This is a genomic window from Bacteroidota bacterium (assembly GCA_018266835.1).
GTDB lineage: Bacteria > Bacteroidota > Ignavibacteria > Tepidaquicellales > Tepidaquicellaceae > JAFDZO01.
The window spans coordinates 519,030-536,404 of record JAFDZP010000002.1; the positions used below are offsets into that span (position 1 = coordinate 519,030).

A 17,375-nucleotide genomic window follows, 5' to 3' on the forward strand; every position below is an offset into this window, starting at 1 on the left:
TTATTTGACAACCCATCTGATTACTTCAAAAGCTTCCGCATACTTCACTCCGATTTGCACTCCTCTCGCGATAGCAAGACTTCTTATAAATTCTTTCGAAGCATAGTTTTTTCCTTTTTGTGAATTATAACAATCCAATGCATTCAATTTTACATTAAGCTCATCTTCATTAAAAGATATAAAACAATTGGTTGTGAAGCTTAAATTATTCCACATCAGTTCATATCCGAGAATAGAAGTTTTTTTAAAAGCTCTTAATCCTTCCTGAGCAATCGTTGTATGGTCCTGATGTAAATCGTTGAGTGATGGCATGAAGATTAAATCAGGCTCAATTTTTTTATTAAGCTTTACAAGGTCTTCAAGTATATCCTGACGTCTTTCAGCAAAATATCTTACACGGTACTTATAAAGAATCAGATTTTCATCTTTAATGCCCAGACATTTTGCTGCTGCTTTCACTTCAACTTCCAGAATATCTTTTGGATATGGCGGAGGTACTGACTCTTCCGATAAAGAGAATGCAGCATAGTAAACTTCAACATTCTCCTTAAGAAATCTTGCTATGCTTCCGCCGCATCCAAACTCACCGTCATCTGTGTGAGGAGCTAAGATTAAAATTTTATTTACACCTGAAAGTAAACTCATTATAAATAATTATACTTTTGAAATATTGTTCCTGCCTGCACTGTATGCAGATATCATTGCAAAAAGAAAAACAAACAACTCCCTTAACCTGCCGAAGAAAAAACTTTCCTGAAACAAACCTATAACTAACAATCCTATCCAATAAATTACAAAAAATGATGAAGCATTGTTTAAGTAGGAATCATTTAATCTTTTAGCTAACCTTTTTGCGTTCAGTAACATTCTTAATGAATAAAAAGCCCAGAAGATAAAACACGATAAACCTATATATCCAAAATATACAAGCCAGTTCAAATATTGATTATCGGGGGAAGTGTACACCTTATCATTAATAAAGTCATTTGTTGTATATCCAAATAATCCCTGCTTTATTGTTTTCATATATGCAGGAATCCACTGCCACTTATCAAGTCTTACCTGTAAAGTCGGAGGAATGCTTCCATTGAGTATAAATAATTTGAACTCATAAAACCTTATGTAGTTATCGAAACTCAGGTAGTTTGCCACAAGAAAAAAAATAACACCGCTTCCTAAAAAAACTCCTGCAACTATTGAAAATATTTTTAGATTGATTCCCCTTTTGATATACAGCAAATATGTTACTGACATAAGAAAAAGGACTATCAGACTTGCTCTGTTACCGGATAGAAAGATAAGTGTTATTCCCAAAAGCAGAATAATAATGCTCCAGTAATTTTTTAGCTCATTGTTTAAATATACAAGTATAAAAAGTGTAAAGCATAAAACTATTCCCATTCCGTTAAAGCTATCAAAGATACTTGTTACTCTGTTAAGTAACTCAAACTCGTAAATATTATCTGTACCTGTTTTATGAACTACATGATAAAAATTCTTAATTATAAAATCTGCGGCAGGGTTGTGTGTGAACTGAAGAATTCCGATAATACTTACATACACTACAAAGAAAACTACAATGAAATTTAATACTTTTAAATCATTAAAATAAGAATTTGAATCTTTGAAAACGGAGAAGACTAGAACAAATAAAAAAAATAATTTTATAAAATTTAAAGTGTTTGCAACTTCATCCATCCCCAATGAAAATCCCGATAAATATTTACCCAGAGTACAAAGTATAACAATAAAAACCGGGATTAAAAATATTTTACTTTCTTTTGAATTAAATACTAACTTTGTACCGCTCAATACAATTAAAAGAAAAGCTGCTAAAAAAATTATATCTGAAACATATGCATGAAGCACTCTGAACACTGGACCTAACAGATAAAAAAAAACTACTATAAACATCAGCCATTTTTTCTTTTCAATTGAAAGGTCAAATATCTGCATTACTTCGCAAGCTTAAATAAATTCCAGGGCATTGGTATCAGCTTATTAGAAATATAAAACGTAACGATGTATGAAATAATATTACTCAGTAAAAATGCCTGCGCTGCGCCAATCGCTCCGTTTGATTTTATAAGAAGGAAACAAAGTCCGATATTAACTGCTCCGGAAATAAAAGTGATTAGCATTAAAAGCTTTGACTTCTTTTCATAAAAAATATAATTCACGTGCATCTTGTATAATCCTGTGAAGGCATATGCAAAACTGATCCATATTATAAACTGACCTGAATTCTGATACTTGCTTCCCAATATAGTAGATGCAGCTAATGAACCTGCTATACCTACAATTCCGGCCACAATAAAAATAACTATGTAATACAGATATGTTTTTTTTACTAATGATTTTTTTATTTCCGGAGTCGGAGTTTTTAATTTTTCAAAGAGGTAAGGTGCAAAAGCCCTGTTAAAAGAATCCTGAACTAACGATACAACCATTCCAAGTGTAGCCCCGGCGCCAAATTCTCCCGTAGCTGCAATCCCGACGAGTGAATTCAAAATTAATCTGCTTGCTAAATCCGCTGCCCATGCGCCCAGGTTATGCATAGAAAGAGGCACTCCGTAATGCAGACTATCTTTTATATCATTCTTATCAAACGAAAAAGTAAAATAATTTCTTTTGACAAATATTATTAAGCTTATGATTGCGAATAAAACTGCGGTAATTACCTGACTGTAAACCAGTCCTTTCCAGCTTAAGTGAAGATTGATTACAAAAAATAAATTGAGCCCGTTCTTTAAAATTGTATATGAGATCTTAAAAAATCCGTACTTGTGTGGCTCACGAAATGACTGCCATAGATTTGCGTTTAAATCATTTACATATTGAAAAAAACATCCTGCAAAAACCCATAATAACCACTCAGAAGGGAATTTAACGATGTCTGATATCTGGGGTGAAAAAAAATAGAACACAAGAAAAACTAAAAGAGATAGAGATAAGAAAACTAAAAAGCTGTTGAAGAAATATTCTTTAAATTTTTCATAGGTAAGTTTAAAGTAACTTATTATAATAGAAGCATCGGTTCCAAGTGAAAGAAACGGAATGAAAAAACTTATTAAGGTCTGAAATGTGACATACACACCATATTCATCGGGAGAAAGAAATCTTGTAATTATGGGAAGAAATAAAAACGGGACCGCTCTATCAAAAACTGTAAATGCAGTATAAACGCTGGCATCTTTTGCTAATTTGCTGTTGGTAAGTTTTGAAAAATATAATTTTACTGCCTGCAAGTTAGCTCTTTTTCTTTTCCTCTACTAAAGATAGCAGCATTTCAATTCCTGTCTTAAAATTTTCTTCGTTATTATTTTTCAATTCAGTATTTTTTTTATTCAACAAAAATTCTGCATCTTTAAAGAAAGAACTTTCATTTTCTGCATATCTTGCAATACAATTCTGAATTTGATTGCTGAATAATTCCACTCCCGATTTATCCAGAACAATACTCGGTACTCCAAGCATTTCTGCTTCCAGAACAGAACTCGAGAATTCCGTAACATGCAAATCCATATTTTTGAGGAGCAAAGGCAAAGGATATTCAATTACATTTTCAGAAATAACATTTGGGAAATTATACTTTGCGATTTTTGCTGCCACCATTCCCTGAGCATCTTTATATTGCGGATGAAATCTCACCCACCATTTCCAGTTTGCGGGCGATTTTTTTATAACATTAAAAAGTGTTTCCGAAATTTCAAACGATGCCTGATGTGTATACAGGATATTTATAGAATCTAAACTAGAATTTTTAATTGATTCAATTTCACTTGTAAATTTTTTTATATTTTCGTTATTCTCATCTAACTCTAAAACCGGATTTCCGCCGGTGATGGCAGAATTCTTTTTAGAATTCATAGCCCATTTATCAATGCTGTTTTTTTCTACTTCGCACCAGCACCAGAAAATATCAGGAAGTAATTCATAACCATCAACAGGAAGTTTAGTCCATTTGGAATAAAGGAAATCATTTTCAGATTGCACTCCATGCTGAACATCAATGCACTTCACATTTTGTCTGTGAGCAGCAAGAACTAACCCCATGGCTATATATGAGTAAAATCCTTCAACTATTACAACGGAAGGATTAGTCTTCTTAAGAATTTTCTCGTAATAATATGAATAATTTAAAACTCTGAGTATTTTTTTTAAAAAGAAATCTTCACTGAGTTTTATTGTACCTAAAAAATTATTAAAATCTTTTAGCTTTGTAATATCTGCTTTTTCAAATCTCTTTTGAAAAAGAACATTCAGATTCATTAAGTTTATGCCCGTACCAATATACTTTGAGCCTCTGTACCTCGGTATCTTTTGTTCATCCGGATATTCAAGCACCAATGAACTTACGTTTTCTTTCTCTAAATAATTTACAAATGAATCTGAGAATGGATTAAACCACTTATCCCCGATTTTATAGTATCTAGTTGATGAAACGTTCAGAAATAATATATCATATTTACCTTTTGCATTCTGATTCTTTTTTGAATCATGAATAGAATTTATTTCCGAAAGGTATATTGAATTTAATGAATCTTTAACTAAAGAAGAGTTTGCTGAGGTAATCTGGTTTTTTTCAGAGTACAAATTCTCATAGGATAACTTCATCCCAAGAGCAATTCTTATTACCGGCCAGATGTAAAAATCATAAAGTTTCCATTCGTTAACAGGGAAGTCATTTTCAATCCTGTTGAGAAATTCTAAAATTGAAGAGTATTTTTCTTCTGTCCTCAATAAAGTTCTATAAAGAAAAGCACTCCGAGCTTATAAATGAAAGATGCATTTTCCAAATCCTGTTTACCTTCAATGAAATCCTTAACAATCCTTTTCATTTCTTCTGTATTAAAACTTTCAGGTGAGAAGTATTTTTCTAAATCAATCTCAGAAAACATTTCTTTGTAATAATCACCAAAGACAGAATTATAAATTGTCTCGCAATACATATTCCACTTGCCGCCGGAGTAATTCCATTTCGAATCGGATTCCGATATATACGAATGTGCACCGGCTTCCTCTAAAATATTCATAGGTATATTCCATTTTTCTTTAGCAAGGTATCTGAGTGGATATTTCGTAGGTTTAAGCTCAAGTCCCCTGCCCCATGATTCGGGCATTGAGTACATATATTTTACAAGTGACATATCGAGAAATGGTATCTTACAATTTTCACCGGAGTTTCTTAACGGTACATGTTTTGATTCTATCTGAGGACTATGGAAGTGGTAATCCCTGTATAATTGCAAAAGATAGTAATATATATTTTCCGGCGTAACATTATTAACAGGATTTCTGAATATCCCTTCTTTCAAACTTCCATTATTACTACTAATTAATAAATCTTTTGCAAATTTATTTCCATTTGCTTTTGCAAATGGAATACGTTCACCTGAAAGCATGAATGATTTGAAATAAGAGTAAAGAAAATCTTTCTTATTAAATTTGGTAACATCTTCACAACAGCTCTCTCCATAATAATAAGTATAGAATTGAAAAACTTTATCATCGTCATAAGTTCCATTCAATAGCTTAGAAAAGAATGATGGACCAAATAAATAGCTTTTCATTTTATCACCATACTCTCGAAGTTCCCTGTTATTATAAGTAACTGCTACAAACTGAGAGAAACCAAAATTATGAATCGAGTCTGAAGCCTCGCCGCTAAAAATACTTGCAGATTTTTTTTGCTCTGATATTTCATGGACTGCCTTTGGCATATCCACAAAAAAATATGTGTGGTAATTTTTTAGTTCTTCCCTTCTTGCTTCCCAGTCATTTAATAAGTTTTTATCGTTAAAATCTATTATTATTTTTTCCGAATTTATTCCATAGTAATCTGAAATTTTTTTTACTTTATCCGCTTCATATATATTGAATGACTCACCGTTTCGTAATATGGTCTCACATATAACCGAGTTTATATTTTTATTATCGTAATTTTTTGTAAGATGATAAATTATTGATGTGGAATCCCATCCTCCGCTGTTTAACACAAAATTTTCATCGGAAGAACGAGATAGAATGGAATTTGTAAGCAGATTATCATATTCTTCTATTTGTGATTCATCGTAATTTTCAATCTTATAATTTTCCTCAAAGAAAATGTGCTCAGTTTTACCTTGTGCAATTTTTACATACTCATTGCTTGAAAATCGATTTACACCTTCATAGAAAGTCTGATGAATTGGTGTATATCCGACTGTAAGGTATGATAAAAACGCCTGCTGATTATATTTTATAGAAGTAAGTTCAGGGATAATTGTGTTCAGAGATGTTGCAGCAACGAATGAATTTTCAGACTCAATGTAATAAAGGTTTTTCCGGTTTAAATAATCGCAAAAAATTACTGCTTCGTTTTTTTCTGGATCAACAAAAACAGCAGTATATATTCCTTCAACTGAATTAATAAAATCAACAACATCAAATGAACTGAGCTGCTTCTTCAGAAATTCCCCATATTCATTTTTTCCTATCTGAGTAATAACATCGAACTTCGAGTGATAATATATCTCGCCTTCAAAGTAGATTTGTTTTGAACCCTCTGCAGCTTTGATGACATGTTTATCATCTGAAATGATTAAAGAATCTGCATTCAGTTTTATTGCAGTGTGAGAATCATCTTCAGTAATGTAATTTTTTCTGTATGAAATTTTCACTCAGAAAAATTACATTATTTTTAAATCAGCTTTTACCATAATATCCACCAGCTCTTCAAATTTCACTTTCGGTTCCCAGCCTAAATTCTTTTTTGCTTTTGAAGCATCGCCTATCAAAAGATCTACTTCTGTAGGTCTGTAATATGTGGGGTCAACTGCTACTACAATTTTACCGGACTTTGTATCTTTACCAATTTCATTTTCTTCTTTTCCTTCCCATGCAATTTCAATTCCTACTGACTTAAATGCAAGTTCCGTAAATTCTTTTACTGTATGAGTTTCACCTGTTGCAAGTACATAATCTTCCGGTGTATCTTTCTGCATCATCATCCACATTCCCTCACAGTATTCAGGCGCAAAACCCCAGTCTCTTTTTGAGTCCAGATTTCCAAGCGTTACTTTATCCTGCTTTCCTTTTGAAATTGCAGCGACTGCTCTGGTTATTTTTCTTGTTACGAAAGTCTCCCCTCTTCTTGGTGACTCATGATTAAATAAAATTCCGTTACATGCAAAAAGATTATATGCCTCACGATAGTTTACAACAATCCAGTAACCGTAAATTTTTGCAACTCCGTAAGGACTGCGGGGATAGAATGGTGTGGTTTCCTTTTGAGGTACTTCCTGAACTTTTCCGTAAAGTTCACTGGTTGATGCCTGATAGAATTTTGTTTTTATTCCTGTCTCTCTTATTGCATCTAAAAATCTTAATGTGCCGATAGCATCAACTTCAGCAGTGTATTCCGGGACTTCAAATGAAACTTTTACGTGAGATTGCGCAGCAAGATTATATATTTCATCAGGATGAATTTTTTCAAGCAAGCGGTTCAAATTACTTGTATCTGTAATATCGCCGTGATAAAGAAAAAATGATTTGTTCATAATTTCCTTGTCCGTCATCAGATGGTCAATTCGCCCTGTATTAAACGAACTGCTTCTTCTGATAATACCATGAACTTCATACCCTTTTTTTAATAAAATTTCTGCCAGATAGCTGCCATCCTGACCGGTCACACCTGAAATTAAAGCTTTTTTAGACATCTGCTTTTATATTTTAAATTTAAATTTAATTTTGTTTATAGCTCCGCTAATCCTATCACATGATGGAATAGAGATAGGAGCAGAAATTTTCGAATTTTTATCTTTTCTGCATTCAACAAATATCGAAAAATTAATAGTATAGGCAAAGAAAAGACCTGCAATTTTGAAAATACCTTTAATGCGTTATTAATTCAATTTAAAAAGAAAAAGAGGAAAAATAAACTTTTTTTGCAGAAATGTACTAAAGTTTGCTAATTATGCCCGGGTTTGTAGGTTTTTATTGTGATAAGATGAATAGTGACTGCAACAGCAATTAATAGTAATAGAATTGCTATATAATTAAAATATGAATAGGTCCTTAAAGTATAAATTGAAAGCAGGATTGAAAGCCAGAGAAATGAAATGGAAAATATTTTTACTGAAATAGTTGTGCCTTTTTTATCTTTGTAATTCTTAAGATGCTTACCGAAATATTTATTGGTATGAATCCACTCATCTAATTTAGGTGAACTTTTAGCGTAACAAAAGGAAGCTATTAAAAGAAAAACTGTAGTAGGCATTAGCGGGAGAATCATTCCTATAATTCCCAACCCAAGCATGGTATGTCCGGCAAGTACTAATGCCTTTTTATTAAAATTACTTAACTCTTTTTTTTGTACTTCTTTATTTTCTGCCAAACCCAATAAAATGTTTAACAAAAATAGATATAATAATTATCTTAATAACATCATTTTTTTAGTATCAACAAAATCATCTGTAATCAATTTGTAGAAGTATATTCCGCTTGAGAGTTTTGATGCATCGAAGCTTACTTCATATACTCCCGGAGCAAACTTTTTATTTACCAATGTTGCAACTTCTTTACCAAGAACATCAAAGACTGTTATGTTCACATTTTTAGAGTTTACAACTTCAAATCTGATTTTTGTTTCAGGATTAAACGGATTCGGATAATTCTGATGCAATACAAAATCTTTTGAAACTGTTGTTCCTATATTTTGTATTCCTACTCTGTCCAAAGGATTTAAAGTAAATGCTAAATTATTAATTGTAAAATTATTTCCTGCAGATAAGGTTACGTTTGCCGATGCCGATGTATATCCTACTCTGTTTACTATAATATCATAATTACCCGGAGGCAATGCTGACATACCATATGCTTCATTATTATCACTGACTGAAAAGCTTCTGTACAGACTTCCCTGTTTGGCGTAAATAATTGTCTTCGATTTAAAAGGCAATCCGTTTCCGTTTAATAATCCTGCGGGCAGATAATTTAAAACAGATGTACCGCTTATTACTCCATTGGAAGGAGCAGGTGTAGCAGGTATTACATCAATATTTATATTTGATACATTGCCTCCGACATAAACTCGCTGTGAATTCTGCCATGAAATAGTTGAAGGGTAATATGTTGGTACGAAATTATCTTCTAAATCATTTGGAAATGCTAAAACGTCTACGGTATCCTGACGTGTTCTTACTAAGTTAAATGTGCCATTAGCTAAAATATTTGTACTGTCAATTGAAAGTACTTCTCTTGTATATAAATCTAATCTGATAGCTTTTATTTTTCCACCTGTAACTATCACACCTGAGCCCGCATATCTAACTGTTCCGCTGATAGAATATGTATTTAAAGTCTGCCACTTTGCAATATGATTTGCAATTCGCCCGCCGGCATAAATAAACTCGCCGCCGGCATATAATGTAGTATCAGTAGTATAAAGAGCAGTTACCTTTTCACCCATACCTGTACTCATTGTTGACCATGAAGAACCGTTCCATTTCGCTATTCTGTTACAATAAAGATTATTACCTGCACCAACAAATTTTTGCTGGCCGCCCACTATCAGTTCTCCGTTATAAATTCCCATTGAATAAATTCTGTCCTCTACTCCGCCACCGACTGCTACCCAGTTAGTTCCGTCAAACATCGAAAGATAATTTGCGTTCACTCCACCGCCGACTGTAAATCTTCCGCCTGCATAAATATATCCGTTGTAATATGAAAGTGAGTGAATCCTGTCATTAAAACTTGCAGTTCCAACCTGAGTCCAGTTCGCGCCGTCCCATTTTGCTATTTTACTTGCAGCTGAACCGTTCGCATTATCAAATCTACCTGCCACTATCACATTTGAACCTATTAATGTTAAAGCTAAAACATCTTTATCAACACCGCCTGCGCAAGGTCTCCATGCACTGCCATCCCAATATCCAACGTTATTTAAAACTGTTGCACCTGAGTTTGTAAATTTACCACCTACATAAATGAAACCTGAATATTGTAATAATGCATTTACTTGACCATCAACACCTACTCCTAATGAAGTCCAATTAGTACCGTCCCATTGAGCTATGTTGCTGACTAATGTTGAACCCGATTGCGAAAATTTTCCTCCGGCAATCAATTTACCGTTAAAAACTGTAAGAGCATAAACCGTATCATTTAATCCTAAACCTAATGAAGACCAGGTTGAATTAGCCGGGTTCCATTGTGCAATATTATTTGCCGGAATACCGCCTGCCATTGAAAAGCCGCCGGAAACAATAATTTTATTTTGATAAGTTGTTATAGCATTCACAGGCCCGTTTACACCATTAGCAGTATTATCGCCCAAGCTTGACCATCCTGTTACCGGCTGAGAGAATGAAATATTTGCTGTAACAAAAAATATTATTAATAAATAAACTTTTTTCATCTTCATTTAATTTTCAAATTTTTGAATTCATCTAGTGTTGAACTATTTTTCCAATATACTTCAAAAAGTTCAATCATACATAAAGCAAAATTTTTATTTCTGATAATTACATCAGTTCTGTTATTTTTAGGAATTGTTAAGTCGGATAAACTTAAAAACACAATTTGCTGATCAAAAATTGCAAGGTTTTGCGGAATACTTTTAGATAGTTTAATTTTTTCTCCCTGCTTTTCAAAATACATTAGTAAGTCTATCATATCTTCTTTATCCGGAGTAACCCACTGTCCTTCTTTATCAAGCTTAAAATTTAGAGAAGCTTCATAAATACTTCTAATCTTACCGCCTCTTTTATAAAAATTAATGACCTCTTCATCAAGTTGTTTTGAAACGTGAGCTTCCATACGATTCATAAGTAACATCTCTTTTTTAGAACTCTTTAGAAGATCCATAAATTTAAGAACCCTAAATTTATTGAATCCCTTTATTAATTCAACATCAACTTTATTTTCTGATGGAGCATTTGCTTTGTATAAAGATTTTAAAGTATCAAACGATGACTTTAGTTCCTCGCTTTTCTTTTTATGGTCGGTGTTTATGTCTCTTTGAATTCTCCCTTCAATCACATCCGGGTCAATCATTTCATAACGCAGCTTTGTAGATGTCTGAATCTCATTGCAGAATCCTTTTTCTGCAAACTGCTTCAGGATATCATATACCGATGTCCGGGGAATGTTAGCCTTCTCAGCAATTTCAGCAGCAGTCATATTATGACCGCTCATCAATACCGTGAAAACTTTCGACTCGTATATTGTGAATCCCAGTATTTCTAATTTTTTTATTATGTCTTCCATAAATCGTGGGGAACGATTTTTAATTGTCGTAGCTTATACTACAACAAATTATAGAGAATCTTCCTTAATGTCAATGAATTTATTGGATGGTGACTAATGAGATTACTTATATATAATATACTTATCTCTTATACTTTTAAAAACATCTAAATTTTTCTGATAAGAATCTGTAATTTCCGATAACGAAGCGTTTGAATTTACCATATTTCGGAATGTCTTTGTCCCCGCCAGCTTATCTATAAAATTATCTTTACGCCAGGAAAACTTCGGGAATAACTTTTTTGCAGAAATCAAAATAGCTATTGCTGTCTGAACCGGCTGAAATATTTTTATATCCTGAACATTTATATAAACCCCCTCACATTGTTCGCCTACATATTTCGGCGGATTGGATGGACTCGAAATTGAATTCGGTATATAACTTCTTTTTTCAAATTTAACTCCCCGCAGATTATACGTTTCAAGTTCGCTTATCAGTTTATCTGCATCTACATAAGGAGCGCCGATGTATTCAAACGGCTTATCAGTTCCTCTTCCTTCTGATAAATTCGTTCCTTCAAATATACACGTTCCTGTATAACAAACTGCCGAACTCGGGAAATATATACTCGGTGAAGGATTTACCCATTTAAGATTTAAATCCGTGTAATTTGTGTTTCGTGTATATCCGTTCATTTGCACGACTTCAAGATTCAGCTTTCCTCCAAAATAAGTATCATTCAGAAAATTCGAAAGCTCTCCGCAAGTAAGTCCGTATGAAATCGGCACATCAAGCAATCCGACAAAAGATTTGCAGTCATCTTCAAGCATAAATCCGTCAACATAATTTAAATTTATCATTGAAGGTCTGTCGCATACTATAAATTTCTTGTTTGATTTCACTGCCGACTCCATACAATAATATAGAGTATTCACATATGTATAAAATCTTGCTCCAACATCCTGTATATCATATACTAAAGCATCCACATCATTTAAATCGTCCGATGATGGTTTCTTTTTATTTCCGTAAAGCGATACTACATTTATTCCTGTTTGAGTATCTACATAATTTCCCGTATTATCATCACCTCTGAATCCATGCTCCGGGCTGAATATCTTTACAACATTTGCTTTTCCTTTTATCGCATCTATAATAAGGGTTCCGTCTGAAGTTATTCCGCTTTGATTTGTAATAATTCCAACACGGCTGTCCTTAAGCAAATCTATTTTTTCAGATAACAATACTTCATTGCCAAGTTTAAAACCTGTTGGATTAGAAACTATTGCCGGTGAAATATTATTATAATTTGTATTAAAGCCTGTGAAGAATAGTATTATTAGAATGAAAACGGAAATTTTCATAGGAGAATAAATAGAATAGAAAAAATTCTGCCCCGAAAAATCTCGGGGCAGAAAATATAATTTATGAATATCTCTTTCTTAAGAAATATGTAATTAATCTAACGCCGACACCTGTTGCATACTTAGGAATATATTCGCTTGCTGAATTGCTCATTGCAGTTCCTGCAATATCCAAGTGAATCCACGGATAGCCTTCGACAAATCTCTTCAGAAACATACCGCCAACTATTGTACCTGCTGTTCTTGCAGGGGTTCCCATGTTGCTCATATCAGCCTGGTCAGTATCAATTAATTTATCGTATTCATCCCATGTGGGAAGTTCCCACACTCTTTCAAATGTTGCCTGTCCTGCATCAAGAATTTCTTTTGTTAAGTCTGCATTGTTCGACATTGCAGTTGTTACAAAATGTCCGAGAGCTACAACTGTTGCTCCTGTTAATGTAGCCAGATCAATAATACACTTTGGTTTCATTTCAGTTGCATACGAAATTGCATCGGCAAGAATTACTCTGCCTTCTGCATCAGTATTGCCGACTTCAACAGTTCTTCCGCTGTAAGTCTTAATAATATCACCCGGCTTAATTGCATTTCCGCCCGGCATATTTTCAACGGATGGAATAAGTCCGACAAGATTTACTTTTAAATTTAATTGTGTAGCTGCTTCAAAAACTCCTATCACAGCGGCTGCGCCGCACATATCCATCTTCATTGCTTCCATCCCTGCAGCAGGCTTTATTGATATACCGCCTGAATCAAACGTTACACCTTTACCTACAACAACAACAGGGGCATCACCTTTTTTTCCGCCGTTATATTTCATCTCAATAAGATAAGGATCGTTCTTACTTCCTTTACCGATTCCGATAATTCCGCCCATTCCCATCTTCTTCAGTTCATTCATACCGAATGCTCTTACAGAGTATCCTCTTTCCTTCCCTAATTTTTTTATTCTGTTTGCTAACTCCTCAGGGAATAAAACATTCGAAGGTTCATTTCCAAAATCTCTTGCGCAAAGAACTGCTTTTCCTATAATGCTTCCTTTTCTTATTCCGTCTTCGATCTGCTTAGCAAAATTTTTGAGATTATTAGATGATGAGAAAAATGTAATCTCTTCAATTTTTATTTTCTTCTCTTTTTTAGTTGTAAGGTATTTATCAAAAGCATACAAAGCCATCAGACATGCTTCAGTCTGAACTTTTGCGACAACATCAATAGTTCTTTTTAATGACTCATCCTGTACGATTTCAACTGCAACTTTTTTAATTTTATATTCATTCGCTTTCTTTACTGCTCTTGCGCATGCTTTTCTTACTTTCTCAAGTGTAAGCTCATCCTTTTTACCAAGCCCGGCAAGGATTATTCTTTTATCATTTGAGTAAATCATCTCTACTTCAGTATCTTTACCTGAGAAATCTTCGAGGGAGATTCCAAGTATTTTTGTGCTTAACGAGCTTTCAATTTGCTGTAACTCGGCGTTGAATAAATTTTTATCCTCATAGCAAAGAAAAACGAACGCATCAGTTTTTACTTTACTTGCAGGATTTTTATCAAATGTAATTTTCATTTTGTTGAGTTTACTTTTCCCCTATTGTAGTTAATTAAAATCTATTAAATATATTTATCTTTTAAAGATAAAATTCTTTCTTTTACTTGTTCTAAATTCATATCAAAAATTCTTGCGCCTGAAGCATTCTTATGTCCTCCGCCGCCAAACTCTCTTGCAAAGCCGTTCATATCTATATTGCCTTTGGAACGGAACGAAAGCTTTATTCCGACTTTAAGCTCCACTACAACAATTCCCGCTCTTACTTTATCAATATCCATTGTATAGCCTGAGAGACCTTCCATGTCATCTTCAGCAAGATGTAATTCATCAAAATCTTTTCGTCTGACATAACCTAAACACAATTTACCTTCGTTAAAAAACTCTAGCCCTTCTATAAATCTGCCTATGAGTTTCAATTTCTTTAAGCTTGTATTGCCAAATACTTTATCATATATCTCAACAGGGTCAGCGCCTTTTTTTATTAATTCAGCCGCAACAGAAAATGTTTTATCATCTGTTCTTGGAAAACGAAAACCGCCTGTATCCGTCATTATTCCTGTATATAAAAGCGTTGCAATCCTTTCATCTATTAATGAAGCATCAATCTCAGTATAAAAATCATAAAGCAGCTGGCAGTTAGCCGGATAGCTTGTATCGGAAACAAAAGCAGTGTAATCTTCTTCATTTATTCCCATATGATGGTCAATACATACTTTCGGCTTAGGGGAATTTCTTAAAATACTCTCCATCGATTTAGTTCTGGCAAACTCATTGGTATCCATTACTAAAATCAGATCACATTCATTTATAATTTTTTCGTTCTCTTCCTGATTTTCCGAGAAAACTCTGATTATGCCGGGGTCGAGAAACTTGAAATTCTGGGGAGTCGGGGAATGATTTATTATTACAGGATTTTTATTTTTTTGTTTCAGAAAATAGTACATCGACATTACACTTCCGATAGCATCTCCATCGGGTACTATGTGCGTTGTGATTACTATATTCTCATACTCATCAATTATCTGAAAAACATTTTTAAAACTATTCAATCTTTAGTAGCTTTCCTTTTCCGTTGGGAATTTATTTTCTTTTATATCCTTACTGTATCTTCTGAATGCGTCTTTCATTTCCTTTGCAAGGTGCATATATCTTCTTACAAATCTTGGTTTGAAATCTTCCAGCATACCGAGCATATCATGCGTAACTAAAACCTGTCCGTCACAGTCGGGTCCTGCGCCTATACCTATGGTCGGTATCTTCAAAGATTTTGAAATAATTTTACCTAATGCAGCCGGAACTTTCTCAAGTACAAGTCCGAAACATCCTGCTTTCTCTAACAACAATGCGTCACGTTTTATTGCTTCTGCTTCGGCTCTATCAACACCGCGTGTTTTATAACTTCCGAATTTATTTATTGATTGAGGAGTTAAGCCTAAGTGTCCCATTACAGGGATACCTATCTCAACAATTCTTCTTATCGTTTCAATTAGATATTTTCCGCCTTCCATCTTAACAGCATCGCATCCTGTTTCCTTCATAAGTCTTCCTGCATTTCTGATTGCTTCTTCGGGCCCTATCTGATAACTCATGAACGGCATATCAGCAACTACCAGCGCATTGTTTACAGCCTTCTTCACCATATTAGTATGGTAAATAATCTGCTCAAGTGTTACGGGCAAAGTAGTTTCGTTTCCCTGGATAACGTTACCGAGCGAATCACCAACGAGTATCATTTCTATTCCTGCCTCGTCAAGAAATTTTGCAGTGAGATAATCATATGCAGTGAGCATTGTGATTTTCTCTTTCTTCTTTTTTCTTTCGAGTAAAACTTTTGTCGTAATATGTTTTGAAACGTCTTTACCGCTTTGCATTTTTTGAGGTTTAGTTGTACTATTACTTATGCTGTTATTTATGCTTTTTGGTTTCTGCCAAAAGCATATCTGAGTATGAGTGTTTTATGAAAACATTTTCGTCAAGACCAAAGTGTTCTATCATGTCTTTCATTTGTTTCTTTGCTTTCTCCAGTGAAGAAAAAATTACTTCAAACTCAAGAAAGACTCCGAGATTTTTTACTTTATCTAAATGGATTCTGATATTATCATAAATGAATACCTCTCTTTTCTTGGAAACAACTACCAGCTCTTCAAACAGATTATCTAAAATCTCTTTCAGTTCATTATGGTCTTTTGTGCGGACAAGAAGATACTCGGAAATTCTTTTGCTTTCCTCTTCAGGTCTGTCATAAAATATCAGGCTTCCGAAATTATTATTTATAATTCTTAATTTAAGCCTTGCTGTCTTAACTTTATAGTAGTAATCTTTCTGCGCTTCGGCATATTGGTTCTGTGACTGGAATTTACCTCTCAGGGAAAGGGCTTTTTTCTTTATCTGGTTGTAGTTCTCGACGGGAAATTTTATTTCGTAATTTTTCGGCATTATTTTCTTTTATCTAATGATACCTCTTTTGCTTGAAGAAATGAAATTTAAAATATTTGAAATTTCATTTGTGATTTCTAAATCGGATTTAATTTTTTCAACTGCATCGCTCACATTATACTCAGAACCGTAAATTAAATCGTAAGCTTTTCTTATGTTATCAATCGCTTCATTTGAAAGTCCCCTTCTTCTTAATCCGACTTTATTGAGTCCTATAAATCTTGACGGCTCTCTTGAAACCATTATATAAGGAGGAACATCCTTCACAACTTTAATGCATGTGCCAATCATACAGTAATCGCCAATCTTCACAAACTGATGTATTCCCGTAAGCGCGCCAACGTTAACATAATTTCCTATCACAACATGTCCGCCGCAGTTTGCGCTGTTAGTTAAAATCACATTATCGCCAATTACATTATCATGCGCTACATGGGAGAAATTCATTATGTAACAGTTCTTGCCGACATTCGTTGTTTCAAGCGAACCGTTCTTACCTGTCGTTCCTCTGCATAGAGTTGCAAGTTCTTTTATGACTGTACCTTCGCCTATTTCACAAGTAGTCTTCTCGCCTTTATAACCTAAGTCATGCGGAGCTATACTTATCTGAGCCGATGAGTGAATTTTCACTCCGTCTGCTATCCTTGCGCCGTTTGCAATATAAACATTATTTCCGACTTCTACATTATCCCCTATTATTACATCTTCTTCAATTACAGTGAAACTTCCGCACTGTAAATTTTTTCCTATGATTGCTTTATCATGTATTTCAATGTTCTTCATTTCGTGATTCTTT

15 protein-coding genes are annotated in these 17,375 nt (G+C 33.8%); all 15 read right to left on the reverse strand.

Going from position 1 to position 17,375, the window contains the following annotated elements; genetic code table 11:
- The 15 genes from JST55_04070 to lpxA all read right to left on the reverse strand — a co-directional run bounded on the left by JST55_04070 (position 1) and on the right by lpxA (position 17,362).
- A complete protein-coding gene (locus JST55_04070) occupies positions 1-645 on the reverse strand; it encodes a PIG-L family deacetylase (protein ID MBS1492658.1) in 645 nt (214 codons plus the stop codon).
- A gap of 9 nt (positions 646-654) precedes the next feature.
- On the reverse strand, positions 655-1,956 hold the full coding sequence (locus JST55_04075; protein ID MBS1492659.1) for a hypothetical protein: 1,302 nt from the start codon (positions 1,954-1,956) through the stop codon (positions 655-657).
- Complete coding sequence (locus JST55_04080; protein MBS1492660.1) at positions 1,956-3,248, reverse strand: oligosaccharide flippase family protein; 1,293 nt, start codon at positions 3,246-3,248, stop codon at positions 1,956-1,958. Before JST55_04080 ends, JST55_04075 begins: the two co-directional genes overlap by 1 nt.
- A 1-nt stretch (position 3,249) precedes the next feature.
- Entirely contained in the window at positions 3,250-4,743 is a 1,494-nt protein-coding gene (locus JST55_04085; protein MBS1492661.1) for a hypothetical protein, read from the reverse strand.
- A complete protein-coding gene (locus JST55_04090) occupies positions 4,740-6,662 on the reverse strand; it encodes a hypothetical protein (protein ID MBS1492662.1) in 1,923 nt (640 codons plus the stop codon). The genes JST55_04085 and JST55_04090 overlap by 4 nt, the downstream gene beginning before the upstream one ends.
- A gap of 9 nt (positions 6,663-6,671) precedes the next feature.
- Positions 6,672-7,700, reverse strand: coding sequence for a GDP-mannose 4,6-dehydratase (gene gmd / locus JST55_04095; protein ID MBS1492663.1), 1,029 nt, complete (start codon positions 7,698-7,700; stop codon positions 6,672-6,674).
- Between the two features lie 251 nt (positions 7,701-7,951).
- Complete coding sequence (locus JST55_04100) at positions 7,952-8,299, reverse strand: YbaN family protein (protein MBS1492664.1); 348 nt, start codon at positions 8,297-8,299, stop codon at positions 7,952-7,954.
- A gap of 114 nt (positions 8,300-8,413) precedes the next feature.
- Positions 8,414-10,231, reverse strand: a complete 1,818-nt coding sequence (locus JST55_04105) for a T9SS type A sorting domain-containing protein (GenBank protein MBS1492665.1) — start codon at positions 10,229-10,231, stop codon at positions 8,414-8,416.
- A 173-nt stretch (positions 10,232-10,404) separates the two neighbouring features.
- Positions 10,405-11,253: a TrmB family transcriptional regulator gene (locus JST55_04110; GenBank protein MBS1492666.1), complete on the reverse strand. Its 849-nt coding sequence runs from the start codon at positions 11,251-11,253 to the stop codon at positions 10,405-10,407.
- A gap of 102 nt (positions 11,254-11,355) precedes the next feature.
- The gene (locus tag JST55_04115; protein MBS1492667.1) at positions 11,356-12,597 is read right to left on the reverse strand and encodes a DUF1343 domain-containing protein; all 1,242 of its coding nucleotides are present in this window, start codon (positions 12,595-12,597) and stop codon (positions 11,356-11,358) included.
- Positions 12,598-12,658: 61 nt separating this feature from the next.
- The gene (locus tag JST55_04120; GenBank protein MBS1492668.1) at positions 12,659-14,161 is read right to left on the reverse strand and encodes a leucyl aminopeptidase; all 1,503 of its coding nucleotides are present in this window, start codon (positions 14,159-14,161) and stop codon (positions 12,659-12,661) included.
- Between the two features lie 44 nt (positions 14,162-14,205).
- Entirely contained in the window at positions 14,206-15,192 is a 987-nt protein-coding gene (locus tag JST55_04125; GenBank protein ID MBS1492669.1) for a bifunctional oligoribonuclease/PAP phosphatase NrnA, read from the reverse strand.
- Between the two features lie 3 nt (positions 15,193-15,195).
- The gene (gene panB, locus JST55_04130; protein ID MBS1492670.1) at positions 15,196-16,014 is read right to left on the reverse strand and encodes a 3-methyl-2-oxobutanoate hydroxymethyltransferase; all 819 of its coding nucleotides are present in this window, start codon (positions 16,012-16,014) and stop codon (positions 15,196-15,198) included.
- A 34-nt stretch (positions 16,015-16,048) separates the two neighbouring features.
- Complete coding sequence (locus JST55_04135) at positions 16,049-16,579, reverse strand: class IV adenylate cyclase (GenBank protein ID MBS1492671.1); 531 nt, start codon at positions 16,577-16,579, stop codon at positions 16,049-16,051.
- A gap of 9 nt (positions 16,580-16,588) precedes the next feature.
- Positions 16,589-17,362: an acyl-ACP--UDP-N-acetylglucosamine O-acyltransferase gene (gene lpxA, locus JST55_04140; protein ID MBS1492672.1), complete on the reverse strand. Its 774-nt coding sequence runs from the start codon at positions 17,360-17,362 to the stop codon at positions 16,589-16,591.
- Between the last annotated feature and the right edge of the window lie 13 nt (positions 17,363-17,375).

Excerpts from the sequence above, each read along its gene's own strand:
- JST55_04075 (MBS1492659.1), bottom strand. The coding sequence starts at position 1,956 with ATGCAGATATTTGACCTTTCAATTGAAAAGAAAAAATGGCTGATGTTT.
- JST55_04115 (MBS1492667.1), bottom strand. The coding sequence starts at position 12,597 with ATGAAAATTTCCGTTTTCATTCTAATAATACTATTCTTCACAGGCTTT.
- JST55_04070 (MBS1492658.1), bottom strand. The coding sequence starts at position 645 with ATGAGTTTACTTTCAGGTGTAAATAAAATTTTAATCTTAGCTCCTCAC.
- JST55_04120 (MBS1492668.1), bottom strand. The coding sequence starts at position 14,161 with ATGAAAATTACATTTGATAAAAATCCTGCAAGTAAAGTAAAAACTGAT.
- JST55_04105 (MBS1492665.1), bottom strand. The coding sequence starts at position 10,231 with ATGGCAGGCGGTATTCCGGCAAATAATATTGCACAATGGAACCCGGCT.
- panB (MBS1492670.1), bottom strand. The coding sequence starts at position 16,014 with ATGCAAAGCGGTAAAGACGTTTCAAAACATATTACGACAAAAGTTTTA.
- lpxA (MBS1492672.1), bottom strand. The coding sequence starts at position 17,362 with ATGAAGAACATTGAAATACATGATAAAGCAATCATAGGAAAAAATTTA.
- gmd (MBS1492663.1), bottom strand. The coding sequence starts at position 7,700 with ATGTCTAAAAAAGCTTTAATTTCAGGTGTGACCGGTCAGGATGGCAGC.
- JST55_04135 (MBS1492671.1), bottom strand. The coding sequence starts at position 16,579 with ATGCCGAAAAATTACGAAATAAAATTTCCCGTCGAGAACTACAACCAG.
- JST55_04100 (MBS1492664.1), bottom strand. The coding sequence starts at position 8,299 with ATGCTTGGGTTGGGAATTATAGGAATGATTCTCCCGCTAATGCCTACT.
- JST55_04110 (MBS1492666.1), bottom strand. The coding sequence starts at position 11,253 with ATGGAAGACATAATAAAAAAATTAGAAATACTGGGATTCACAATATAC.